17 protein-coding genes are annotated in these 23,715 nt (G+C 73.0%); 10 read left to right on the top strand and 7 right to left on the bottom strand.

Going from position 1 to position 23,715, the window contains the following annotated elements; translation table 11 throughout:
* Positions 1–250: 250 nt before the first annotated feature.
* Positions 251–3,184 carry a helix-turn-helix transcriptional regulator gene (locus ACZ52C_RS29350; RefSeq protein ID WP_469077568.1) on the top strand — a complete coding sequence of 978 codons (2,934 nt, stop codon included), beginning with the start codon at positions 251–253 and terminating at the stop codon, positions 3,182–3,184.
* A gap of 48 nt (positions 3,185–3,232) precedes the next feature.
* Here ACZ52C_RS29350 and ACZ52C_RS29345 read toward each other — a convergent pair whose 3' ends face one another.
* The 4 genes from ACZ52C_RS29345 to ACZ52C_RS29330 form a co-directional block, all read right to left on the bottom strand.
* On the bottom strand, positions 3,233–3,931 hold the full coding sequence (locus ACZ52C_RS29345; protein ID WP_469077567.1) for an ATP-binding cassette domain-containing protein: 699 nt from the start codon (positions 3,929–3,931) through the stop codon (positions 3,233–3,235).
* Positions 3,928–4,986, bottom strand: a complete 1,059-nt coding sequence (locus ACZ52C_RS29340) for an ABC transporter ATP-binding protein (protein ID WP_469077566.1) — start codon at positions 4,984–4,986, stop codon at positions 3,928–3,930. Before ACZ52C_RS29340 ends, ACZ52C_RS29345 begins: the two co-directional genes overlap by 4 nt.
* Position 4,987: 1 nt before the next feature.
* On the bottom strand, positions 4,988–6,805 hold the full coding sequence (locus ACZ52C_RS29335) for an ABC transporter permease subunit (protein ID WP_469077565.1): 1,818 nt from the start codon (positions 6,803–6,805) through the stop codon (positions 4,988–4,990).
* Between the two features lie 133 nt (positions 6,806–6,938).
* Positions 6,939–8,429 (bottom strand): ABC transporter substrate-binding protein, encoded by a 1,491-nt coding sequence (locus tag ACZ52C_RS29330; RefSeq protein ID WP_469077564.1) that lies wholly within the window; start codon positions 8,427–8,429, stop codon positions 6,939–6,941.
* Positions 8,430–8,592: 163 nt separating this feature from the next.
* On the opposite strand from ACZ52C_RS29330, the gene ACZ52C_RS29325 reads away from it, so the two are divergent.
* Positions 8,593–9,174 carry a DUF4240 domain-containing protein gene (locus tag ACZ52C_RS29325; protein ID WP_469077563.1) on the top strand — a complete coding sequence of 194 codons (582 nt, stop codon included), beginning with the start codon at positions 8,593–8,595 and terminating at the stop codon, positions 9,172–9,174.
* 64 nt (positions 9,175–9,238) lie between these two features.
* On the opposite strand, the gene ACZ52C_RS29320 is transcribed toward ACZ52C_RS29325, so the two are convergent.
* Complete coding sequence (locus ACZ52C_RS29320) at positions 9,239–10,459, bottom strand: PucR family transcriptional regulator (protein ID WP_469077562.1); 1,221 nt, start codon at positions 10,457–10,459, stop codon at positions 9,239–9,241.
* Positions 10,460–10,566: 107 nt separating this feature from the next.
* On the opposite strand from ACZ52C_RS29320, the gene ACZ52C_RS29315 reads away from it, so the two are divergent.
* From ACZ52C_RS29315 to ACZ52C_RS29305, 3 genes are all read left to right on the top strand, one after another.
* A complete protein-coding gene (locus ACZ52C_RS29315) occupies positions 10,567–11,493 on the top strand; it encodes a proline dehydrogenase family protein (RefSeq protein WP_469077561.1) in 927 nt (308 codons plus the stop codon).
* Between the two features lie 51 nt (positions 11,494–11,544).
* Entirely contained in the window at positions 11,545–13,176 is a 1,632-nt protein-coding gene (gene pruA, locus ACZ52C_RS29310; RefSeq protein ID WP_469077560.1) for an L-glutamate gamma-semialdehyde dehydrogenase, read from the top strand.
* Between the two features lie 327 nt (positions 13,177–13,503).
* A complete protein-coding gene (locus tag ACZ52C_RS29305; protein WP_005479955.1) occupies positions 13,504–13,635 on the top strand; it encodes a hypothetical protein in 132 nt (43 codons plus the stop codon).
* Between the two features lie 86 nt (positions 13,636–13,721).
* Here ACZ52C_RS29305 and ACZ52C_RS29300 read toward each other — a convergent pair whose 3' ends face one another.
* Entirely contained in the window at positions 13,722–15,329 is a 1,608-nt protein-coding gene (locus ACZ52C_RS29300; protein WP_469077559.1) for a purple acid phosphatase family protein, read from the bottom strand.
* Between the two features lie 142 nt (positions 15,330–15,471).
* Here ACZ52C_RS29300 and ACZ52C_RS29295 point away from each other — a divergent pair, with 142 nt between their 5' ends.
* From ACZ52C_RS29295 to cimA, 4 genes are all read left to right on the top strand, one after another.
* Positions 15,472–16,515 carry a 3-isopropylmalate dehydrogenase gene (locus tag ACZ52C_RS29295; protein ID WP_045562442.1) on the top strand — a complete coding sequence of 348 codons (1,044 nt, stop codon included), beginning with the start codon at positions 15,472–15,474 and terminating at the stop codon, positions 16,513–16,515.
* A 260-nt stretch (positions 16,516–16,775) separates the two neighbouring features.
* A complete protein-coding gene (locus tag ACZ52C_RS29290) occupies positions 16,776–17,864 on the top strand; it encodes a branched-chain amino acid aminotransferase (protein ID WP_469077558.1) in 1,089 nt (362 codons plus the stop codon).
* Between the two features lie 367 nt (positions 17,865–18,231).
* Entirely contained in the window at positions 18,232–19,413 is a 1,182-nt protein-coding gene (locus ACZ52C_RS29285) for a hypothetical protein (RefSeq protein WP_469077557.1), read from the top strand.
* Positions 19,414–19,741: 328 nt separating this feature from the next.
* Positions 19,742–21,346 carry a citramalate synthase gene (gene cimA / locus ACZ52C_RS29280; RefSeq protein WP_469077556.1) on the top strand — a complete coding sequence of 535 codons (1,605 nt, stop codon included), beginning with the start codon at positions 19,742–19,744 and terminating at the stop codon, positions 21,344–21,346.
* Positions 21,347–21,590: 244 nt separating this feature from the next.
* Here cimA and ACZ52C_RS29275 read toward each other — a convergent pair whose 3' ends face one another.
* Entirely contained in the window at positions 21,591–22,088 is a 498-nt protein-coding gene (locus ACZ52C_RS29275; protein ID WP_469077555.1) for a hypothetical protein, read from the bottom strand.
* A 219-nt stretch (positions 22,089–22,307) separates the two neighbouring features.
* On the opposite strand from ACZ52C_RS29275, the gene ACZ52C_RS29270 reads away from it, so the two are divergent.
* Positions 22,308–23,687 carry a hypothetical protein gene (locus ACZ52C_RS29270; RefSeq protein ID WP_469077554.1) on the top strand — a complete coding sequence of 460 codons (1,380 nt, stop codon included), beginning with the start codon at positions 22,308–22,310 and terminating at the stop codon, positions 23,685–23,687.
* Positions 23,688–23,715: the final 28 nt, after the last annotated feature.

The following is a 23,715-nucleotide window of genomic DNA, read 5'->3' as shown; positions in this document are numbered from 1 at the left end:
CCCCGCCGCCCCTACCCGTCCCATCCTCAAGGGGCTGCGCCCCTTCGACCCCCACACGTCCGTCCGGTGGGGGCTGGTCGCGCAGTTCCCCGCGCCCCTCAAAAAGCAGGGGCTGCGCCCCGTGCTTTTTGATGAAGGGGCCGAAGGCTTCCTTCAGGGGCGCGGGGAACTGCGCGAGAAGCCCCACCCACCCGCACCCGACAACGCACCGCACCCCGGAGGGCGTGCGCGGGCGTGCCAGGATGGCGGCGTGGCTCAGAGCATCGTTCACGCGCCGTTCGTCGGGCGGGACACAGAGATGGCCCGGCTGAGGGACGTGCTGGACCGGGCCGGCGGTGGTGAGCCCCGGGCCGTGCTGGTCGCGGGGGACGCGGGGGTCGGGAAGAGCCGGACCCTCGCGGAGGCGGCGGCCTACGCGACGCGCAACGGCACCGTCGTGTTCACCGGCCACTGCGTGGACCTCGGCGACGTCGGTCTGCCCTATCTGCCGTTCACCGAGATTCTCGGTGCCCTGGCCGCGGACGAGCGGTTCGCGCCGCTCCTTCGGGCGCACCCGGCGACCGGCCGCCTCCTCGGCGGCGGAGCGGACGGCGGGGACCGGCTCCAGCTCTTCGAGGGCGTCGCCGCGCTGCTGACGGACCTCTCCAGCACGACGCCCGTCCTGCTCGTGCTGGAGGACCTGCACTGGGCCGACCAGTCCTCGCGGGACCTGCTGCGCTTCCTGCTCAGCCGGGCCGTGCTCCAGCGGCCCACCCCCGGCGCCCCGGTCCACCGGCTCGCCGTCTTCGCCTCGTACCGCGCGGACGATCTGCACCGCCGCCACCCGCTGCGCCCCCTGCTCGCCGAGCTGGTGCGGCTGCCCGCCGTGGAGCGGCTGGAGCTGAGGCCGATGCCGGACACGGAGGTGGCCCGGCTGGTGCGCTCGCTGCGCGCCGAGCCGCTGCCCGAGGCCACGGTGGGCCGGATCGTCGAGCGGGCGGAGGGCAACGCCTTCTACGCCGAGGAGTTGCTCGCCGCGACGGCGGACGAACCGGGCGCGGTGCTGCCGAGCGGGCTGGCCGACGTGCTGCTGATCCGGATCGAGCAACTGCCCGGCGCGGCCCAGCAGGTGCTGCGCACGGCGGCGGTCGCGGGCCGCAGGGTCGAGCACGACCTGCTGCGGAACGCCGTCCAACTCCCCGACGACGAGCTGGAGTCGGCGCTGCGCGAGGCGGTAGGCCGGCAACTGCTGCTGCCGGGCGAGGGATCGACGTACGAGTTCCGGCACGCGCTCACCCGGGAGGCCGTCTACGCGGATCTGCTGCCGGGCGAACGGGCCCGGCTGCACGGGGTGTTCGCCAAGCTGCTGGCCCGCAGGGGGAGGGCGGCCGAGAGCGCCGAGCGCGCCCACCACTCCCGCGAGAGCCATGACCTCGCGGACGCGCTGGCGGCGTCCGTCGAGGCAGCCGACCACGCGCACGGCATCGGGGCGCCCGCCGAGGAGCTGCGGCACCTGGAGGGTGCCCTGGAGCTGTGGACGTCCGTGGACGCCGGGGCCCGGCCCAGGGACCTGGACACGGTGACCCTGACCCTGCGCGCCTCGGCCGCCGCCGCGCGCGCCGGGGAGAACCACCGCGCGGTCTCCCTCTCCCGCTCGGCGCTCGCCGGAGCGGGCCCGGACGCCGACTCCGAGCTGGCCGCCAGGGTGCGCTACACGCTCGCCGGTGACCTGATGCGCGTGGACCATCTGGAGGCCGCGTTCCGGTACAGCAGCGAGGCGCTGGCGATGATCCCGGTCGAGCCGCCGTCCCGTACCTGGGTGTGGGCGGCGGCCACGCATGTGATGGCGGCGCGGTACGTGGGGCAGGACGAGGAGGCCGGGCGGGTGGCCGGGCAGGCGCTGGACGTGGCCGAGCGCCTCGGGCTGTCCGACGCGCAGGCCGATCTGATCATCTCCGTGGTGGGCCTCGACCCCCGGACCAACCGGCGTACGGCGCCGGGCCGGGCGCGGCTGTGCGAGGCCCGTGACCTGGCCCGTGGCGCGGGCAACGTCCCGGTGGAGATGCGGGCCCTGTTCAACCTCGCCGTCGGCTGTTTCGAATCCGGCGACCTCGACGCGTGCCTCGCCTGGCTCGCCGAGGGGCTGGAGCGGGCGGGCCGCGCGGGCCTGCTCTCCTCCCCGTACCCGGTGGAGATGCGCTACCTCCACTCCCTGTGCCTCTACACCCTGGGCCGCTGGGACGAGTGCGTCCGCTCGGCCGCCGACGCCGACCGGCTGCCCGCAGACGCCGGATACGCGGTCGGTCCCGCCCTGTACGTCGCCCTCGCCCGGGGCGACGAGAGCGTGGTCGAGCGGGCACGGGCGCTCCTGGAGGGGCGCTACGACTTCATGGCGGCCCTGGTCGCGGGCATCACCCTCGCCGAGGCGGCGCTCCTGCGGCGCGATCCCCACGCCGCGGTCGCGCAGTTCCGCAAGAGTGTCTCCCTCCTCACCGAGCAGGTCGGGGCCCGGCCCGACGCGACCGTCCGGCTCGCCGCGCTGGCGCTCGGGGCGGTCGCGGACGCGGTGGCGGAACGGCGGTCGGCCGGGGACGAGGAGGAGGTGCGGCGCTGGGCCGCCACGGGGGAGGAGCTGGTGCGGGCCGCGCGGGACACGGCGGCCGTGGGGGAGGACGGCGGCGGGCAGGGGCCGGAGGGGCTGGCCTGGCTGGCGCGGGCCGAGGCGGAGTGGACGCGGGTGCGGACCGGCCCCGAGGTGGAGGTCTGGCGCGGGGCGGTGGACGCGTTCGCGTTCGGTGATCCGTACGAGTCGGCCCGGTGCCGGCTGCGGCTGGCGGAGGCGCTGCTGGCGGCGGGGGCGCGGGAGAAGGCGGCGGCCGAGGCCCGCGTGGTCGGGGAGACCGCCGACCGGCTGGGCGCCGTGCCGCTGCGGGCCGCCCTGGACGCACTGGTGCGGCGGGGGCGGTTGGGGGAGGCGCAGGGGGACGGGGGCGTGCCCGCCCTCACCGCGCGGGAGAGCGATGTCCTGCGGCTGCTCGCGCTCGGGCGCACCAACCGGCAGATCGGCGAGGAGCTGTTCATCACCGGGAAGACGGCGAGCGTCCATGTGTCCAACATCCTGGCCAAGTTGGGGGCGGCGAGCCGTACGGAGGCGGTGGCCATCGCCTACCGGCAGGGGCTGATCACCACCGGCTCGCCGACCTGACCCACGGCTCCGGGGACGCGTCGCCGGCGCGGGGCCGGGGCGGCATCTCTAGACCGCGGTGGACCCCTCCGGCACGAACCGCCCGGCGCGCATCTCGATCGAGCGGTCCGCGAAGTGGCGTACGACCGCGCGGTCGTGGCAGATGAAGAGGTACCCGAGGTCCAGCTCGTCCTGGAGGTCGGTGAGCAGGTTGAGGACGCCGGCCCGGATGGAGGGGTCCAGGGCGGACACCGGCTCGTCGAGCACCAGCAGGCGCGGCTCGGACGCCAACGCCCGCGCGATGCCGACCCGTTGGCACTGGCCGCCGGACAGCTCGTGCGGGAAGCGGTCGCCGAGGGCCGGGTCCAGACCGACCCGGTCCAGGAGCCCGGCGACCCGGTCGGGGCCGGTGGCGTCCCAGCGGCCCTGCACGCGCAGGGGTTCCGCGACCGCCTCGCGGACGCGGTGGCGGGGGCTGAGCGAGCCGTACGGGTCCTGGAAGACCGGCTGCATACGGGGCCGGAGCGGGCGCAGCTCGCGTTCGGAGAGCGACGTCAGCTCCCGTCCCTCGAAGCGGACCTCGCCGCCGTCCGGGCGGCGCAGCCGGAGCACGGCGGCGACCGTGGAGGACTTTCCGCAGCCGGACGGGCCGTTCAGCGCCACGGTCTCGCCCGCGGCCACCGTGAAGGACACCCGGTCGACGGCGGTGACCGGGCCGTAGCGGACGACCAGGTCGCGCACGTCGAGCAGGGGGGTCTGCGGGTTCACACGGGCTCCAGGAACAACTCGGTCGCGGGGTGCGGGACCTCGTCCCAGCGGTGGCAGGAGACCTCATGGCCGTCCCCGGCCGCCCACGGCGGCGGTTCCTCGCGGCGGCAGCGGTCCTCGACGAGCGGGCAGCGCGGGGCGAACGTGCAGCCCGGCGGGAGGGCGTCGGGGGCGGGCGGGGAGCCGGGGATGGAGGGCAGCCGCCGGCGACGACGACCGGCGGGGCGCGGACGGTGGTCGCTGCGGCTGCTGTCGTCGTCGCTGCCGTGGTCGGCGGCGTCGTCCGGTGGCAGCGACGCCAGCAGGCCCGCCGTGTACGGCGCGCGGGGGCGCCCCCACACGGTCGCCGCCGGGCCCTGTTCGACCTGGCGTCCGGCGTACATGACCAGCACGCGGTCGGCGTGCTCCCGGACCACGCCCAGGTCGTGGGTGATCAGCACGAGCGCGGCGCCGACGGCCTCCCGCTGTGCGGCGAGGACCCGCAGCACCTGTTCCTGGAGTTCCGCGTCGAGCGCGGTCGTCGGCTCGTCGGCGACGACCACGTCCGGTTCGTTGATCGTCGCCATGGCGATCACGGCCCGCTGGCGCATACCCCCGGAGTACTCGTGCGGATACGCCCGCGCCCTGCGCCCGGCGTCGGGGATGCCCACCCGGTCGAGCGCGGCGACCGCCCGGGCGCGGGCCTCCTTGCGGGAGACGCGCGCCACCGACCGTACGGCCGCGGCGAGTTGGTCGCCCACGGGGTGCACGGGGGAGAGCGCCGACAAGGCGTCCTGCGGGACCAGGGCGATACGGCGGCCGCGCTGGGCGGCGAGGTCGGTCTCCCCGCGCAGCCGTACGGTGCCGCTGCTCGTCGCGCCCTCGGGCAGCATCCCGAGCAGCGCCCGGGCCGTGAGGGACTTGCCCGCGCCCGACTCGCCGACCAGGGCGAGCACTTCGCGCGGCCGCACGTCGAACGACAGCCCGCGCACGGCCTCGACCCCGCCGAACGCGACCCGCAGCCCGCGGACCGAGAGCAGGACGTCGGAGGCGGGCGGCGCGTCCGCGCGCGGCACGTCAGACCTCGGTTGCGGCTTCAACGGATGCCTTTCCCTTCGTACGGTGGGCCCGACCGGGTGTGCGCGTGCGCCGCGCGCCCGTCCTCGACCGCGCGTACGCCGCGCCCGACACGGCGAGACCGGCCAGCAGGGCGAGGGCGACCGCCGGTGCCAGGGCCGCCCACGGGGCGCGTTCCACGTACGCGCGGGACTCGTCGAGGAGCAACCCCCACTCCGGCGTGGGCGGTTGGGCGCCGAGGCCCAGGAAGCCCAGCGAGGCGAGGGCCAGGGCGATGCCCGGCAGACGCAGGACGGCGTGGCGGGCGACGGGGGCGGCGACCGACGGGAGGACGTGCCGGGTGAGGATCCACCACGGGCTCGCGCCGATGGCCCGTTGGGCGGTCAGGAACGCGGACGCACGGACCTCCTGCACCAGCGCCGCCGCGTGGGCGGACAGGGCGGGCCAGGAGATCAGGGCCACGGCGAGAGCCGCGCCGCCCGTGCCGGGGCCGGCCGCCGCGGCGACGAGGATGCCGACGATCACCGGGGGCAGCGCGTTGGCGATGTCCGCCGCGCCCGCCGCCGCACGCGGCAGGAAGCCCAGCGCCAGGGAGACGAGCAGGCTCAGCGCGCAGACCGCCGCCGCCGTGCCGACCGTGGCGGCCGCGCCGTGGCCGAGGCGGGCCAGGACGTCACGGCCGAGCCCGTCGGTGCCGAGCGGGTGCGCCCAGGACGGCGGGAGGAGACGGGCGGTGGTGTCCACGGCGTACGGGTCGCGCAGCAGACCCCAGCCGACGGTGACCAGGAGGACGGCCGCGAGGGTCAGCGGTATCGCGGGGTGGGCGCGGACCGGCCGGGCCGGCGGCAGGGTGAGGCTCGCGTCGCGCAGCGCCGGGCCGAGGAGCCGGCGCCGGACGAGGGCGGCCAGGGCGCCCGCGACCAGGCCCAGGGCGAGGAGGGCGAGGACCGCGCCCTGGAGGAGGGGGAGATCCTGGGACTTGGCCGCGCCCAGTGCGGTACGGCCGATGCCGGGGACAGCGAAGACCGTCTCCACGGCGACGGCGCCGCCGGTGAGGCCGACGGCGGCCATGCCGAACTGCGGTACCAGGGGCGGCAGTACGCGGCGCAGCGCGGCCGCCGAGACACGGGCCCGGCCGACGCCCGCGCCCCGCCACAGCTCGACCCAGCGTTCGTCGAGCACGGCGGGCAGCGCGTCCGCGACGAGGCGGCCCAGCAGACCGCCGGCCGGGACACCGAGGGCGATCGCGGGCAGCACCAGGTACTCCGGGCCCGCCCAGCCGGACGTGGGCAGCCAGCCCAGCCAGACCCCGCAGACCAGCAGCGCCACCGTGGCCAGCAGGAACTCGGGGACGGCGGCGAGCATCGCGGCGAACGCGCCGGCCGACCCCCGGCCCCGGACGAGGACCGGGGCGACCAGCGCGCCGGCCAGCACGAGCGCGACGGCGAAGGCGGTGCCCATCAGGGCGAGGGAGACCTGGAGGCCGGAGACCACCGAGGGCAGGACGTCCGTGCCGGACACCCATGAGGTGCCGAGGTCGCCGCGCAGCAGCCCGGAGGCCCAACTACCCAACAGGGACAGGGGACCCGCGCCCAGGCCCAGGTCCTCGCGGATCGCGGCCAGCGCCTCGGGGGTCGCCTCCTGCTCGGCCGACCGGGCCCGCAGCACGGTCAGCGCGGGGTCACGGCCGGACAGCCACGGCAGCAGACCGACGACGGTCAGCACTGCGAGGAGACAGAGGAGGCGGGTGAGCCCAGGCGCGCGGACCGTCCACTCGATCGCGTGATCGGCGGCCAGAGTTCTGCGCGAACCAGACATTCGCTGGATCCTTGACGTTGACGTGACCGGGCTGGTGCCAACCCGGCTGGTGTTGATCGCGGAAGACTCGATCGCTCGTCGAGCGACTGAGCGGCGTGAGCCAGGAATCCCTCGACTGCCGCCGGGGGAGGGTTCAATTGACGTAGGTGTCCGCAGTCACCAATTGCCGCTCCCTCGGATCGTGGGCGGCGTCGACCACACCGGCGGCGTCGCCCTGGATCACCCGCTCGTGCAGCATCGGCACAGCCGCGTCGGTGGTGAGGACGGCGGCCTCCGCGTCGATGACGGCCCGGCGCCGGGCGTCACCGGCGGCGGCGTCGGAGGCCCAGTCGAGAGCCGTGTCGACGGTCTTGTCGGCGAGCTGGGAGATGTTGAAGGAGCCGTCGGAGGCGAAGTCGCTGTAGAGGTACGCGGCCGGGTCGCCGGAGTCGAGGACGGTCGCCCGGGAGAGGATGAAGGCGTCGAACTCGCCCGCGAGCGCGTCGGACTCGATGTTGGCGTACTCGCGCACGTCGAGCTTCACCTTGAACCCGGCCTTCTGCAACTGCTGTTGCAGCGTGGCGGCGACCTCGGGCAGCTCGGCGCGGTCGGTGAAGGTGCCGATGGTGATCGACTTTCCGGACGGGTCACCGGCCTTGGCGCGCTCGACCGTCGAGCGCAGGTCGGCGGCCCAGGGCAGCGCGGGCCCCAGCAGCCCTTCGGCGACGTCGGCGCGCCCCTCGTACACGCCCTCGACGATCGACTCGGCGTCGATGGCCTCGCGGGCGGCGGCGCGCAGCGAGGCGTCCTTGAACACGCCCTTCTCGGTGTTCAGATAGAGGGTGTTGGTGCGGGGCATCGGGACCTCGGTGATCAGGTCCTGGTCGAGCACGGCGGCCTGTGACACCGGGACCGCCTCGACGATGTCGGCCTCGCCGCTGCGCAGGGAGGCCGCGCGGGCGGTGCCGTCCGGCACGAACCTCACGTCGATGCCGGGGGCCTTGGCCTTGTCGCCCCAGTAGTCGTCGTAGCGGTCGAGGGTGGCGGAGGCGGTGCCGTCGACCTCGGTCAGCTCGAAGGGACCGGTGCCGGCGCCCTGCGGGTTCACCGTCTTCCCCTTGTACGCCTTCGCCGCGAGGATCGACAGCTGCGGCGAGCTGAGGCGCTGCGGGACCAGCGGGTCCTCGACCGCCGTGGTGACGGTGACGGTGTCGCCGTCGGCCTTCGCCGTGAGGTCCACGCCGTCGAGGATGCGGGGCTTGGGGGAGGCGGTGGCCGCCTCGGTGAGGGAGTTGACGACGGCCTCACCCGTCAGCTTCGTACCGTCGTGGAAGGTCACGCCCTCCCGGATGGTGAAGGTCCACTTCTTGCCCGAGCGCTTCCACTCGGTGGCGAGCGCGGGCTGTGCGTCGCCCTCCGCGTTCAGCTTCACCAGGGTCTCGGCGGTCGACCAGCGCGACAGCTTGAACGCGTCGTCGGAGAGCGGGGACAGGCCCGAGCGGGGCGGCTGCATCATCGCGACCCGTATCCGCTTGCCCTCGCCGCCCGCCTTCTCGGGGCCCGCTGCCGAGAAACAGCCCGTGAGCAGGGCCGAGGTCGCGGTGGTGACCGCGGTGAGCGGGACGAAACGGGCCGGGACGCGCACAGGACACTCCGAGTAAAGGCGTGGTCAAAGATTCAACGTGCCTGACCGTAGCACGATGACAATCATTTTCAGAAGCGCGGTTTCGCGCCACCACGATGCCGCCACGCGGCCTCGAACCCCCAGGCCGGAGGGCGTTGTCAGTGCCCCCTGTCATGGTGGCGCCGTGGACGACGAGACCTTCTGGGACCTGATCGAGGGCTGCCGCCGGGCGGCGGCCGGCCCCGACGAGCGGCTGGAGTGGCTGCGCGAGCGACTGGCGGGCCGGCCCGAGCCCGAGATCCTGCGGTTCCAGGCGGGCCTGGACCGGGTGCTGGCCCCCACCCTCACCTGGGACCTGTGGGGCGCCGCCGACCGGATCATGGGCTGGTGCTCCGACGACAGCTTCTTCTACTTCCGGCTCTGGCTGGTCGGCCTGGGCCGGGAGGGGTTCGACAGCGTCGCCCGCGACCCGGACGCCCTGGCCGAGGTGCCCGCGGTGCGGCGGCTCGTGGGCCGCTCGCCGGAGGTCTGGGACGAGGAGGAGTGGCTGGAGTGGGAGGAGCTGGACTATGTGGCCGCGCGGGCCTACGAACATGTCACGGGGTGTACGGAGGAGGACTTCTACGACGCCATGGACAGACTCGGCGGCGACGACCCCGAATCGGGGGACCCCGCCGGCGAACGCTGGGACGCCCGCGACGACGCCGAGTCGCACCGCCGTCTGCCCCGCCTCAGCGCGCTGTTCCCGCTCCCCTCGGCGAGTTGACGCCCACCGGCTCTCCCGGCGAGCCGACGCTCACCAAGGGCCTCATGGGCGCTCACCAAAGACCTCACAGCCGCGCGCCCTTCAGCGCCATGTGCAGCAGCAGGCGGTCCTCGCCGTCGGTCAGACGCAGGCCCGTGAGCTGCTCGACGCGGGAGAGACGGTAGTAGAGGGTCTGGCGGTGGATGCCCAACTCGGCGGCGGTCCGCCCGGCTTGGCCCGCGTGGTCGAGGAAGACCTCGGCGGTGCGGGCGAGTTCACGGTGGGCGGGGCTGAGGAGGGTGCGCACGGCCGGGTCCTGGGGGAGGCCGGAAGGCAGCGCGGTCAGCAGCCGGTACGGGCCGATGGAGCGCCACTCGGCGATCGGGCCCAGCCGCGGCTCCGCCAGCGCCGCCCGGGCCGCCGCCGAGGCCTCCCGCCAGTCGGTGCCCAGTTCGGCGAGGCCCGCGCGGGCCCCCGAGACACCCGCCGCCGCGTGCGCGCCCGCGCGCTCCAGCAGCCGGGCGGCCGCCGTGAGCGCCGGGGCGGGCACGTCCGCCGAGCGCAGCCGCACCAGCAGGGCGAGGCCCTGGTCCGCCTCGTCCCACGGCACCGTGCACAGCGCGGTCGCCCCCGGCACGGTACGGAAGGAGGGGGCGTCGTCGGGGTCGGCGGACGGCCAGGGCGCCACGCACACCAGCGTGTGGACGCCGTCGCCGCGGGGGCCGAGTGCCGCGCGCAGCTCCGCCACGGCCATGTCGCGCTCCCAGTCGCGCCCGGCGGTGAGCACCGCGCGCAGCTCCCGGGTGAGATCGGCGCCGGCCTGGGCCTCGTCCGCGAGGAGGGCGCCGATGCGGGAGGTCACCGCCATGGCGGCGGACAGCTGGGCGTCGGTCGGGCCCGGATCGCCGTCCAGGAGCCAGACGTAACCGAGGACGACCCCCCGATGGCGTACCGGGAGACAGACCCGCCCCCGGAGCACCCCCGCCTCCGGCGTCGGGGGGATCCGGACCGGGCCCGTCGCGCGGGTGATGCCGAAGCCCTCGAACCACTCGCGTACCGCCGTCGTCGAGCGGCGGGTCAGGATCGAGCGGGTGCGGACCGGGTCCATGGCCGACGGATCGAGCTCGCCCTCGCTGTCATAGGCGCCGAAGGCGATCAGCTCGAAGTCGCGGTTCTCCAGCGTCGCCGGGGCGCCGAGCAGCGCGGAGATCTCGTCGACGAGGTCCTGGTAACCACCCAGGGGGTGGGGCGATGCGGATTCCGGCGTCACGCGGGCATTCTTCCGCACGTACCGGTCTTCATACATCTGTCTGAGATCTGCGGCACGGATACGTGACAGCTGTCGATGGTCGGCGAACGGAGGGATCCTTAGGTTTCACGGTGGTTCTATCTGCTGGTTTGTGGAGGTGCCCCGTGCTGGGTCCCGTGATTCTCGCCGCGTCGCGCAGCGACCGGATGCGACGCCTGATCTCGGCGGCGCCCGTGACCAAGCAGGTCGTCGACCGCTTCATCCCCGGTGAACGCGTCGACGACATCGTCCCCGTCATCCGCGAGCTCACCGGCCGCGGTCTCGACGTCACGATGGACGTCGTCGGCGAGGACATCACCCGTCCGGAGCAGGCCGCCGCCGCCCGCGACGCCTATCTGGAGCTGATCGACCGGCTGAAGGAGCTGGAGCTCGGCGAGCGCGCCGAGATGTCCGTGAAGCTCTCCCTCTTCGGCCAGGCGCTCGACGGCGGCCACGAGCTGGCCCTGGCCAACGTCCGCCCGGTCGTCGAGGCCGCCGCCGCGATCGGGACGACGGTCACGCTCGACGCCGAGGACCACACCACCCTCGACTCGATGTTCGCCATCCACGACGAACTGCGCCGGGACTTCCCGCAGACGGGCTGCGTCATCCAGGCCTATCTCTTCCGCACCGAGGCCGACGCCCGCCGCCTGGCCGCCGCCGGCAGCCGGGTGCGGCTGGTGAAGGGCGCCTACAAGGAGCCCGCCGACGTGGCCTTCCAGCAGAAGGCCGAGATCGACAGGGCGTACGTCCGCGTCCTGAAGATCCTCATGGACGGCGAGGGGTACCCGATGATCGGGTCCCATGACCCGCGCCTGATCTCCATCACCCAGGAACTCGCCCACCGCGCCGGACGCAAGCTCGACGAGTACGAGTTCCAGATGCTGTACGGCATCCGCGGCGACGAGCACCTGAGGCTGGCCGCCGAAGGACACCGGATGCGGGTCTACACCGCGTACGGCACCGACTGGTACGGCTATTTCATGCGCCGCCTCGCGGAGAAGCCCGCCAACCTGCGGTTCTTCCTCCGCGCCATGGTCAGCAAGGGCTGAGCCCCACACAACGGCTCGCCACACACCGCTCAGTTAGGAGTTACGGAACCCATGGACGCTGTGACCCAGGTCCCCACCCCCGTCAACGAGCCGGTGCACGGCTACGCCCCCGGCTCGCCCGAGCGTGCCCGGCTGGAGGTCAAGCTGAAGGAGCTGGCCGAGAACCCGATCGACCTGCCGATGACCATCGGCGGCGAGCGGCGCATGGGCGGCGGCGACCGCTTCGACGTGGTGCAGCCGCACAACCACAAGGCCCGCCTCGGCACCTACGCCAACGCCACTGGGCAGGACGCCCGGGACGCCATCGACGCGGCCCTCGCCGCCGCGCCCGCCTGGCGCGCGATGTCCTTCGACGACCGCGCCGCGATCATCCTGCGCGCCGCCGACCTCCTCGCCGGCCCCTGGCGCGAGACGCTGGCCGCCTCCACCATGCTCGGCCAGTCCAAGACCGCCCAGCAGGCCGAGATCGACTGTCCCTGCGAACTGGTCGACTTCTGGCGCTTCAACGTCAAGTACGCCCGTGACCTGCTCGCCGAGCAGCCCCCGGCCAACTCGCCCGGCGTGTGGAACCGCCTCGACCACCGCCCGCTGGAGGGCTTCGTCTACGCGATCACGCCGTTCAACTTCACGGCCATCGCGGGCAACCTGCCGACCGCCCCGGCGCTGATGGGCAACGTGGTGGTCTGGAAGCCGTCCCCGACGCAGACCCACGCCGCCGTCCTGCTCATGCGGCTGCTGGAGGAGGCGGGCCTGCCCAAGGGCGTCATCAACCTCGTCACCGGCGACGGCATCGAGGTGTCGAACGTCGCGCTGGAGCACCGCGACCTCGCCGGCATCCACTTCACGGGCTCGACCAAGACCTTCCAGTACCTGTGGAAGACGGTCGGCGCCAACATCGAGAAGTACCGGTCGTACCCGCGCCTCGTCGGCGAGACCGGCGGCAAGGACTTCGTGGTCGCGCACCCGAGCGCGGACCGCGCCGTGCTCAAGACCGCCCTCACCCGCGGCGCCTTCGAGTACCAGGGCCAGAAGTGCAGCGCGACCTCCCGGGCCTACATCCCGGCGTCGATCTGGAACTCCGGGTTCAAGGAGGAGTTCGCCGCCGAGGTCGAGTACCTGACCATGGGGGACGTCACCGACCTGTCCAACTTCGTCGGCGCGGTCATCGACGAACGCTCCTTCGCCAAGAACAAGGCCGCCATCGACCGCGCCAAGTCCGACCCGACCTGCACGATCGTCGCCGGCGGCTCCTACGACGACTCGGTCGGCTACTTCGTCCGCCCGACCGTCGTCGAGTGCACCGACCCGGCCAACGAGGTCTTCACCACCGAGTACTTCGGCCCGTTCCTCGCCGTGCACGTCTACGAGGACGACCGCTACGAGGAGATGCTGACCCAGATGGAATCGGTGTCGGCCTACGCCCTGACGGGTTCGGTCATCTCGGGCGACCGCGCGGCCACCGCGTACACGATGGACAAGCTCCGCTACGCGGCCGGCAACTTCTACGTCAACGACAAGTCCACCGGCGCCGTCGTCGGCCAGCAGCCCTTCGGCGGCGGCCGTGCCTCCGGCACCAACGACAAGGCCGGCGCCCCGCAGAACCTGATGCGCTGGACCCTGACCCGCGCCATCAAGGAGACCCTGGTCCCGCCGACCGACTACACGTACCCGCACATGGGCTGACACCGGCCACCGTCGCGGCGCCCGGCCCCTCCCGTCATGGAGGTGCCGGGCGCCGCCGCGTTCGGGGAGATCGAGGAAACCGCAGGTCAGAGGGGTGTGACCCATTCCACCGTCTCAGATAGTAGGAAGTCCGACTAATTGTGGAGACAGATGCGCTCCGCTCACCTAGCTTTGTAGGAGCCGAACGTCTCGCTCGATCCAGCGAATGGCGGTCGTGAGCCGGAGCCCTAGGCAGGCAACCCCTGCGGCCCCGCTCCCCGCCCCTTCCGGCGTCTCGTAACCCTCCCGTTTCCGTACTCCGGATTGCCTCGAAGGAGTCGATTCCCCATGGCCGAGACGACCGTCCGCCGCCGAGTCCGTCACGTTTCCCGGACCACCGAGTCCGACCGCAAGAACGCCGCAGCCGCGCTGCAGCGCGCCCTCGACCGCCGGGACAACGGCGGCTCCACCGGGCACTGAGCCGCCCGCCCGCCAGGGCACTTCGGTGCCCCCACCAGCCGGGAGCCGCACCCGTTCGGGGTGCGGTGCGGCCGTGAGCGGACGTCTCACGCGCCGCGCCGCACCTCGAAGTGGTCGACGCGGTCGCCGTTCTGCGCCAGCGCCGACACCTTCAGGGCCGGCCGCGCGCCGCCGACCGCCTCCACCGAGAGCAGCGAGAACCCCCGGTAGCGCACCCGCGACCACTCCACCGTCTCCGCCTTCGCCCTGCGGGACTTCGTCCACGTGAACGTCTCGACGGCGTCGTGACGGGTCACATGTCCCTCGTAGCTCTCCTTCACGCCGGACGGGAAACCGTACAGATCCCGGCCGCCGCCGCCCGCCGTGACGTACACCGTTCCGTCCCGGGTCGGGTCGGTGGACGCGCCCACGGGCACCGGCCTGCCGACCTCGCCGTCCTTGACGGCGTCGGTCCGCTCGTAGACGTGGTTGTGGCCGTTGATCACCAGATCCACCTGGTGCTTGGCGAACAGCGGCAGCCACGCGTCGCGGACACCGCCGTCGGAGGCGTGCGAGGACGTCGAGTAGGCGCAGTGGTGGAAGAAGACGACGACGAAGTCCACGCCCTTCGCGGCCCGCAGTTCCTTCAGCTTCGCGTCCAGCCACTTGGTCTGCCGGCCGCCCGAGTAGCCGAGGTTGGCCGGGATCTCGTACGAGACGTCGTTCGCGTCCAGCGCCACGAAGCCGACGTTGCCGTAGGTGAAGGCGTACACCCCCGGCGCCGAGCGGGGGTCGAAGCCGTTGTCCGGGAGCGACCAGCGGGCGAGCTGACCGCCGTAACCGTCCGGCGAGTACCAGGCCTCCATGTCGTGGTTGCCGGTCGTCACCATCCACGGCACGGACCTGGCCACCGGCTCGTTCTGCTTCAGGAACAGGTCCCAGAACCCGGGGTCGTAGCCGTCCGACTCCACCCCCTTGCCGTTGCCGTCGGCGTAGCAGATGTCGCCGGCGTGGAGGTGGAACGCGGGCTTCTGGCGGACGATCAGGTTGTCGTTCGCCGCCGCGGCCTTTCCCACGCCCTGGTCGCCGAACGCGGTGAACACGAACGTCTCCGGCGCGGCGGGCGCCGTACGGAAGGTGCCGATCGTGGCGCGGTGGGCCGGGGCGGCCGGGTCGAAGCCCTCGTGGCCGACGCCGTAGTAGTACGTCGTGCCGGGACGCAGGCCGTCCAGGGCCGCGTGCAGGTAGTACTGCTCCAACTCCAGCCGCACGCCCTTCACCCCCGGTGTGTGCAGGTCGCGGACCTCCGCCTCGACCTTCCGGGTCAGTTCTTCGGGCCTCAGGCCCACCCGCAGATACGGCTTGCGCACCGCGAGCGGCACCTGCCAGGAGACCCGCATCTGTGTCTTCGGGTCGGCGCCGAACGCCAGATGACGGCCGAAGGGGGTGACGGCGGAGCCGGGCGCCTTGGAGGTGGCGGGGGAGGGGGCCGAGGTCGTCGCGTTCGGCGAGGCCGACGAGTCGGAGCCGCCGCAGCCGGTCAGCACCCCGCCCGCCGCGAGGGAGCCCGCCGTCACCAGGGTGCGGCGCCGCGACAGCTTCGTGCGCAGGTACTCGTGCTGCTCGGCCATGCTCATCCGGCGCGCGAGCCGCGGCGGGATGCCGAAGTCGAGGACGGGGGGTCCGGGGGGTGTCCCCCTGGAAGGGTGGGTCATGCTGTCGAACTTCCCAGCGAATCCCAACACCCGCCCCCCGTACGGGTGAACGCGTGGTGACGTGTGGGCAGCGTCACCCGACCGGGCGTCCGTATCGCGGACAGCTCGTGTCATCCCGTGGGACAAGGAGTACGGTGCCGTCATGTCTCGCAGCCTCAATCTCGCAGTGATCCCCGGTGACGGCATCGGTCAGGAAGTCGTGGCCCAGGGGCTCAAGGTCCTCTCCGCCGTCCTTCCGCAGGATGTGAAGCTGGAGACCCAGGAGTACGACTTCGGCGCCAAGCGTTACCACGCCACCGGTGAGACCCTCACCGACGCCGACCTCGACGCGCTGAAGCGGCACGACGCGATCCTGCTCGGCGCGATCGGCGACCCGAGCGTCCCCTCCGGCGTCCTGGAGCGCGGTTTCCTGCTCAAGCTCCGCTTCGCCTTCGACCACCACGTGAACCTGCGCCCGTCGAAGCTGCTCCCCGGTGTCGCCACCCCGCTCGCCGGCGAGCCCGAGATCGACTTCGTCGTGGTCCGCGAGGGCACCGAGGGCCCGTACACCGGCAACGGCGGCACCATCCGCAAGGGCACCGAGCACGAGGTCGCCACCGAGGTCTCCGTCAACACGGCCTTCGGTGTCGAGCGAGTCGTGCGGGACGCGTTCGCCCGCGCGCAGGCCCGCCCGCGCAAGAAGCTCACCCTGGTCCACAAGAACAACGTGCTGACCTTCGCCGGTCACCTGTGGACCAACATCTTCAACAAGGTGGCCGAGGAGTTCCCCGAGGTCACCACCGACTACATCCACGTCGACGCGGCCACGATCTACCTGGTCACCGACCCGGCCCGGTTCGACGTGATCGTCACCGACAACCTCTTCGGCGACATCATCACCGACCTCGCCGCGGCCGTCTCCGGCGGCATCGGCGTCGCGGCCTCCGGCAACATCAACCCCTCCGGCGAGTTCCCGTCCATGTTCGAGCCCGTCCACGGCTCGGCCCCGGACATCGCCGGCCAGGGCAAGGCCGACCCCTCCGCCACGGTCCTCTCCGTCGCCCTGCTCCTGCGCCACCTCGGCTACGAGGCCGAGGCCGCCCGCATCGAGGAGGCCGTCTCCGCCGACCTCGCGGAGCGCGTCGGAAAGCCGGCCCGTTCGACGGCCGAGATCGGCGACGCCCTCGCCGTACGAGTAGCCGGCTGACCCGCCGCGCCACTCGAATCTTTCGAAGCCGCCGGGTCGCACCAGCACCCGGCGGCTTCCGTATGGCTTCCCCATGGTCCCGCCGGGTGTCACCATCATCCCTGGGTCGCATTCACGCCGTTTTCGTCCGCCGACTCCGCTTGCGATAATCGAACGCGGAGCCGCCGAATGAGGCAATGCTCGGACGTCCTAGCACTCGCCACCGGCAGTACGGACGTGAGCGCGGCCCGTCACACACAACCGGTGAAGGACAACCACTCATGACGACGCCCACGATCGAGCTCAAGCCCTCGGCCTCGCCACTTTCCGACGCACAGCGCGAGGCGGTCCTGGCCGACCCCGGGTTCGGCCGCCACTTCACCGACCACATGGTCGTCATCAAGTGGACCGAGGGCCGTGGCTGGCACGACGGCCAGCTCGTTCCGTACGCGCCGCTCTCCCTGGACCCGGCCACCATGGTCCTGCACTACGCGCAGGAGATCTTCGAGGGCCTGAAGGCCTACCGGCAGCCGGACGGCTCCGTCGCCACCTTCCGCCCGGAGAAGAACGCCAGGCGCTTCCAGGCCTCCGCCCGCCGGCTCGGCATGCCGGAGCTGCCCGTCGAGACCTTCATCGAGGCCTGTGACGTGCTGGTGCGGCAGGACCAGGCCTGGGTCCCGGCCCACGGTGGCGAGGAGTCCCTCTATCTGCGGCCCTTCATGATCGCCACCGAGGTCGGCCTGGGCGTCAAGCCGGCGAACGAGTACCTCTTCCTGGTGATCGCCTCCCCGGCCGGCGCCTACTTCCCCGGCGGCGTGCGGCCCGTCTCCATCTGGGTCTCCGAGGACCACGTCCGCGCGGTGCCCGGCGGCATGGGCGATGCCAAGACCGGCGGCAACTACGCCGCCTCCCTCCTCGCCCAGGCCGAGGCGGCGGCCGAGGGCTGCGCCCAGGTGTGCTACCTCGACGCGGTCGAGCGCAAGTGGGTCGAGGAGCTCGGCGGCATGAACCTGTACTTCGTTTACGGCGACCGCATCGTCACCCCCTCCCTCACCGGCTCGATCCTGGAGGGCGTCACCCGTGACTCCCTGCTGACGGTCGCCGCCGACCTCGGCTACGCCGCCGAGGAGGGCCGGATCTCCATCGACCAGTGGCAGGCCGACTCCGAGAGCGGCGCCCTCACCGAGGTCTTCGCCTGCGGTACGGCCGCCGTCATCACCCCCGTCGGCACGGTCAAGCGCACCGGCGCCTCCTGGCAGCAGTCCGGCGGCGAGCCCGGCCCCGTCACCCTCAAGCTCCGCGAGGCGCTGCTGAACATCCAGCGCGGCACGGTCGAGGACAAGCACGGCTGGATGCACGAGCTGGGCTGACACCGCCCGTAGATCTTCTCCAGGGCGCCGGAACTCCTCCAGGGCCGCCGCGGACACTCCTCCGCGGCGGCCCTGCCGCGTCCCCCGGACAGCGACTTCTGGAGTGCCGCCATCGAGGGCGCCCGGCACCGCGAGCAGATCCTGTCCCACGTACGGGAGTTCCTCGACGAGTCACTGGGGTGAGCGCGACCCGGGACCCCCGGTCGGCCCCCGCGTCCTCGCGGCGCCCCGTCACGGCCACGCCGTGGTCGTCACCCCCATGGGTGACGACGGGGTCGCCCACGCCACCAACGTAGCCGTGGCCGTGTTCACCCGGCGGGGCCGCTGACCGCCGGTCCCACGGACCAGTGCACAGGGGGAACAGACCTTGTACGCCCGCACACGCACCGCGCTCGTCGCCGCGCTCGTCGCGGCGGCCGTCGCCCTGACCGGGCCGGCCTCGACCGCCGCGCCCGGCGCTCCGCGCACCGAACCGATCAGCGTCACGCCCGGAGGGAGGGCGGGCGACAGCGCCTCGGAGCACGTGGTGATCAGCCGCGACAGCCACCACGTGGCGTTCTCCTCCACCGCCACGAACCTCGTCCCGGGCAAGCCGGGCGGCGTCTTCGTCCGCGACCTGCGCACGGGGAGGCTGGAGCGCGTCGCGGCCGGCGCCGCCCCGGCGATCAGCGCCGACGGACGGTACGTCGCCGTCGGCAGCACCTTCCGACTGCACGACCGCCGCACCGGCCGCACCGAACGCCTCGACACCGGCCTCCCGGACGGGTTCACACCTTCCGGGGAACTCTCCCTCAGCGCCGACGCCCGCTACGCCGTCTTCGTCGCCTCGGCCGACGAGGGCCACGTCGTCTTCCTGCGCGACCGGGCCAGGGGAACCACCGAGCGGATCAGCCACCCGAGGCCGACCTGGGAGCCCCGCGACGCCTTCGCTCCGACCGTCAGCGACGACGGCGAACGGGTCGCCTACCAGTACGTCTACGCGAACGGGCCGCGCGGCGGCGACTGGGGCGACATCTGGATGCTCGACCGCGCCACGGGCGAGCGCACCCAGATCGACCGCTCGCACGACGGCTCCCCGACCGAGCGGGAGTCCCTGGAACCGTCGATCAGCGGCGACGGACGCACGGTCGTCTTCGAGTCCCGGGACACCCGTCTCGTACCGAACGACCGCGACGGCAGCTGGAACGTGTTCGTGCACACCGTCGCCACCGGCAAGAACCGGCGGCTGCACGCCGCCCACGGCGGACCGCACAACGCCCACACCCGTAACCCCGCGGTCAGCGCCGACGGGCGCTTCGTCACCTTCACGTCGTGGGTGGAGGAGCCGGGCGGCGGCTCGTGGCACCCGGTCCACCTGCGGGATCTGAAGCGGGGGACCACCGTCCTGCTCACCCCGGACCCCACCGGCGGCGCGGCCACCGCGTCCGTCGAACCGGGCGCGATCGCCGACGGCGCCGGCCGGGTCGCCTTCGTGTCCGGGGACCCCGCCCTGATCCCGGGCGGCGACACCAACGACGCCCCGGACGTCTTCGTGCGCCACACGCGGTGACCCTGAGGTGATCAGCGCACTGTTCGCATCCTGAGACGGACGGTGAGCACGGGGACGGTCTGTGCCAGACTGCCCCCGTGCTCTCGTTCGCCACGATTATTGGCAGCAGGCGCGCCGGTCCGCAGTGACCGCCACGTACGACCAGGTACGGGCGGACACCGTCGTCCTCGACCCGCGCGCAGACCTCTCGCACCCGCGAGGGGTTTTTCGCTTTTCTGGCCCACCTTCAGCCGGGAGCGCAGCGCGAGGGACCATTGGGGGCGGTGGAGCCGGTCATTCCGGTACAGACCGAGATCCAGCGGGATCCAACAGCAGGAGCCTTGACACCATGACGGAAACCAGCGAACTCGACGACTCGTTCCACGTCTTCGACACCACCCTGCGCGACGGCGCCCAGCGCGAGGGCATCAACCTCACCGTCGCGGACAAGCTGGCCATCGCACGGCACCTGGACGACTTCGGCGTCGGCTTCATCGAGGGCGGCTGGCCCGGCGCGAACCCGCGCGACACCGAGTTCTTCGCCCGCGCGCAGCAGGAGATCGCCTTCAAGCACGCCCAGCTGGTCGCGTTCGGCGCCACCCGCCGCGCGGGCGGCAAGGCGAGCGAGGACCCGCAGGTCAGGGCGCTGCTGGACTCCGGCGCCCCGGTGATCACCCTGGTCGCGAAGTCCCACGACCGTCATGTGGAACTCGCCCTGCGCACCACCCTCGACGAGAACCTGGAGATGATCCGCGACACCGTCTCCCACCTGCGCGAGCAGGGCCGCCGGGTCTTCGTCGACTGCGAACACTTCTTCGACGGCTACCGGGCCAACCCCACGTACGCCAAGGCCGTCGTCCGCGCCGCCGCCGAGGCCGGCGCCGACGTGGTGATCCTCTGCGACACCAACGGCGGCATGCTCCCCGCCCAGGTCCAGGCCGTCGTGGCGACCGTCCTCGCCGACACCGGCGCCCGTCTCGGCATCCACGCCCAGGACGACACCGGCTGCGCGGTCGCCAACACCCTGGCCGCCGTCGACGCCGGCGCCACCCACGTCCAGTGCACAGCCAACGGCTACGGCGAGCGCGTCGGCAACTCCAACCTCTTCCCGGTCGTCGCCGCCCTGGAGCTGAAGTACGGCAAGAAGGTCCTCCCCGAGGGCGCCCTGCGCGAGATGACCCGGATCTCCCACGCCATCGCCGAGGTCGTCAACCTCACGCCCTCCACGCACCAGCCGTACGTCGGTGTCTCCGCCTTCGCGCACAAGGCCGGCCTGCACGCCTCCGCGATCAAGGTCGACCCGGACCTGTACCAGCACATCGACCCCGAGCAGGTCGGCAACACCATGCGGATGCTGGTCTCCGACATGGCCGGCCGCGCCTCCATCGAGCTCAAGGGCAAGGAACTGGGCGTCGACCTCGGCGACGACCGCGAACTGGTCGGCCGGGTCGTCGAGCGCGTCAAGGAGCGCGAACTGCGCGGCTACACCTACGAGGCCGCCGACGCCAGCTTCGAGATCCTGCTGCGCGACGAGGTCGCGGGCAAGCCGCAGCGGTACTTCCGCACGGAGTCCTGGCGGGCCATCGTCGAGGACCGCCCCGACGGCAGCCACGCCAACGAGGCCACGGTGAAGCTGTGGGCCAAGAGCGAGCGCATCGTCGCCACGGCCGAGGGCAACGGCCCCGTCAACGCGCTCGACCGCGCCCTGCGCGTCGCCCTGGAGAAGATCTACCCCCAGCTCGCGAAGCTGGAGCTGGTCGACTACAAGGTCCGCATCCTGGAGGGCAAGCACGGCACCAACTCCACGACCCGGGTGCTGATCTCCACGACCGACGGCACGGGCGAGTGGTCCACGGTGGGCGTGGCCGAGAACGTGATCGCCGCGTCGTGGCAGGCGCTGGAGGACGCGTACACGTACGGCTTGCTGCGCGCGGGCGTCGAGCCGGCGGAGTAGGCCCGGGGTGGCCAAGGTGCGTCGCCGGGTGCGGGTGAGCGGGGGTTGCTCGCGCAGTTCCCCGCGCCCCTGAAAAGCCGGGGCTGCGCCCGTGCTTTTCAGGCCCGCAGGGCCGTGGTCTTTCAGGCCCGCAGGGCCGTGGTCTTTTAGGGGCGCGGGGAACTGCGCGAGAAGCCCCACCGGACCCGCACCCGACGACGCACCCAGCGACCACACCCGGCATCCCGCCCCTACGGCGGAGCCGTCAGCACGCCCCCTCGGCCAGCTCCTCGAACTCGTCCGCACCCATGACCCGATCGTCGGCCCACACCTCACCCCGCTCCAGCCGCCCCAGATCCGCCGCGGTGAAGCTGACCTCGCCGTCGGCCCGGTCGTCGGTGTGCCCGTAGAAGACGAACGCGTACGTGTGCCCCGGCAGCAACCGCTGCTCCCCCCTCGCCTCCGCCTTCCACGCGGCCGGCGGCGAGAAGAGCGGGAACTCCACGTCCCCCGACCAGGCGCCGTCCGTCTCCCAGACCGTGGTGTCCGCGTCGTCCGCGGCGGGCTTCTCCTCGTAGGAGCCGGCCCAGCCCTCGACCATCGGCTTCGCATAGGTGTCGTCGCCGCACGGCCGCACCAGTACACGCGGCGTCCCGTCGCCGTCCACCGCCACGGCGGCCAACGGCAGGACCTCCGGACCGCAACCGCTCAGCACCACCGACGCCGCCAGCGCACCGGCCGCACCGAGAACTCTCCGCAACATCCCGCCCGCCCCCGTCTCCCCGTCGCCCTGCGTGACTCGCCCCTCTCGAACGGTTGTACAGCCAACTGTGACGCCCACCCAAGTCGGCGGACGACTCCCATCACGTCACGAAGCGGATAAGGGATTCGCCCCGAGCCGGAAACGGAGCCGGTGCCGGTTCCCCGCACCCGCATTGATCGGATCGTCCGTTTTCGTGACGATCGAGGTAGCTTCGAAGGTATGAAAGGCGTACCGGGTCGACGTCGTCTCCTCCTCCGCCTGCTGATCGCGTCGCTCGCCGCGGCGGCCCTGGCGGTGCTGTCGGTCGGTGCGCCGAGCGCCCACGCGGCCACCGACCTGTCCACGGTGGCCGCGGCCCTGCGCGAGGCCCCCGTCTACGTCGACCCGGCCGCCACCGACCTGCTCTCCGCGGCGGACGCCGAGGCCCTCGCGGACAAGATCGAGGACGCGGACGAGCCGATCTTCGTGGCGGTCCTCCCGGCCGGCTACCCGACCGAGGACCTCTTCCAGAACCTCCGCACCGAGACGGGCGTGACCGGCCTCTACGGCGTCCGCCTCGGCGACCGCTTCGACGCCCGGGCCGACAGCAGTGTCCTGAGTCAGGAGACCGTCGCCAACCTGGTGACGGCCGTCCAGGGGGCCGGCGACCCGAAGGCCCAGCTCAACGACTTCGTGGACGACGCCCTGCGCAGCAACCCGGGCGGCTCGGCCCCGTCGAGCTGGAGCGACGGCGCCGACGCGGGCGTGGACGTAGGGACCCTGGCCGCGACGGGCGTGGTCCTGGCGGCGGGCGGCGCCGGCGCGTACGCGCTGGTCCGCCGCAACCGTCGCCGCAAGGAGGAGGAACGCCGCGAGGCGCTGGCCAAGCTCGCCGTGGTGGTGGACGAGGACATCACGGCCTTCGGTGAGGAACTGGAGCGCCTGGACTTCCACCCCGCCGAGGCGGGCGCCGACGACGCGATGCGCGCCGACTACGAACGGGCCCTGGACGCCTACGAGAAGGCCAAGTCCCTCATGGCGGCGACCACCCGCCCCGAGGAGGTCCGCGCGGTCACCCAGACCCTGGAGGACGGCCGCTTCTCCCTGGCCCAGCTCGCCGCCCGCAGGGAGGGCCGCCCCCTGCCGGAGCGCCGCTCCCCCTGCTTCTTCGACCCCCGCCACGGTCCGTCGGTCGCGGACGTCCTGTGGGCCCCAGGCGTCGGCACCGCACGCGAGGTGCCGGTCTGCGCCGCCGACCGGGCCCGCCTCGCCGACGGCCAGGACCCCATGGTCCGCGAGGTGGAGACGGTGTCCGGCGGCCGCCGCCCCTACTGGGACGCCGGCCCGGCCTACGGCCCCTGGGCGGGCGGCTACTTCGGCGGCGGCCTCCTCCCCGGCCTCCTCGTCGGCACCATGCTCGGCAGCATGATGGCCACCCCCTCGTACGCCGCCATGTACGGCTCCGGCTACGGCGACTTCGGCGCGGCCTCCGGCTACGGCGGCGGAGACGTCTCGGGCGGCGGCTTCGACACGGACGACTTCAGCGGCGGGTTCGGCGGTGGGGACTTCGGCGGCGGTGGCGACTTCGGGGGAGGCGGCGACTTCGGCGGAGGTTTCTGAGACCCCGGGCCGGCTTGTGCCCCAACCC

Source organism: Streptomyces sp. NPDC034049 (genome assembly GCF_055575575.1).
The sequence above is the reverse complement of the archived record's forward strand: the minus strand, read 5'-3'. Positions and strand labels throughout refer to the sequence as shown.

Bases quoted from the DNA above. Each gene is read 5' to 3' on its own strand.
- ACZ52C_RS29305 (WP_005479955.1), top strand. From the start codon at position 13,504: ATGGCCGAGACGACCGTCCGCCGCCGAGTCCGTCACGTTTCCCGGACC.
- ACZ52C_RS29335 (WP_469077565.1), bottom strand. From the start codon at position 6,805: ATGTCTGGTTCGCGCAGAACTCTGGCCGCCGATCACGCGATCGAGTGG.
- ACZ52C_RS29295 (WP_045562442.1), top strand. From the start codon at position 15,472: ATGTCTCGCAGCCTCAATCTCGCAGTGATCCCCGGTGACGGCATCGGT.
- ACZ52C_RS29320 (WP_469077562.1), bottom strand. From the start codon at position 10,459: ATGTATGAAGACCGGTACGTGCGGAAGAATGCCCGCGTGACGCCGGAA.
- cimA (WP_469077556.1), top strand. From the start codon at position 19,742: ATGACGGAAACCAGCGAACTCGACGACTCGTTCCACGTCTTCGACACC.
- ACZ52C_RS29300 (WP_469077559.1), bottom strand. From the start codon at position 15,329: ATGACCCACCCTTCCAGGGGGACACCCCCCGGACCCCCCGTCCTCGAC.
- ACZ52C_RS29290 (WP_469077558.1), top strand. From the start codon at position 16,776: ATGACGACGCCCACGATCGAGCTCAAGCCCTCGGCCTCGCCACTTTCC.
- pruA (WP_469077560.1), top strand. From the start codon at position 11,545: ATGGACGCTGTGACCCAGGTCCCCACCCCCGTCAACGAGCCGGTGCAC.
- ACZ52C_RS29275 (WP_469077555.1), bottom strand. From the start codon at position 22,088: ATGTTGCGGAGAGTTCTCGGTGCGGCCGGTGCGCTGGCGGCGTCGGTG.
- ACZ52C_RS29270 (WP_469077554.1), top strand. From the start codon at position 22,308: ATGAAAGGCGTACCGGGTCGACGTCGTCTCCTCCTCCGCCTGCTGATC.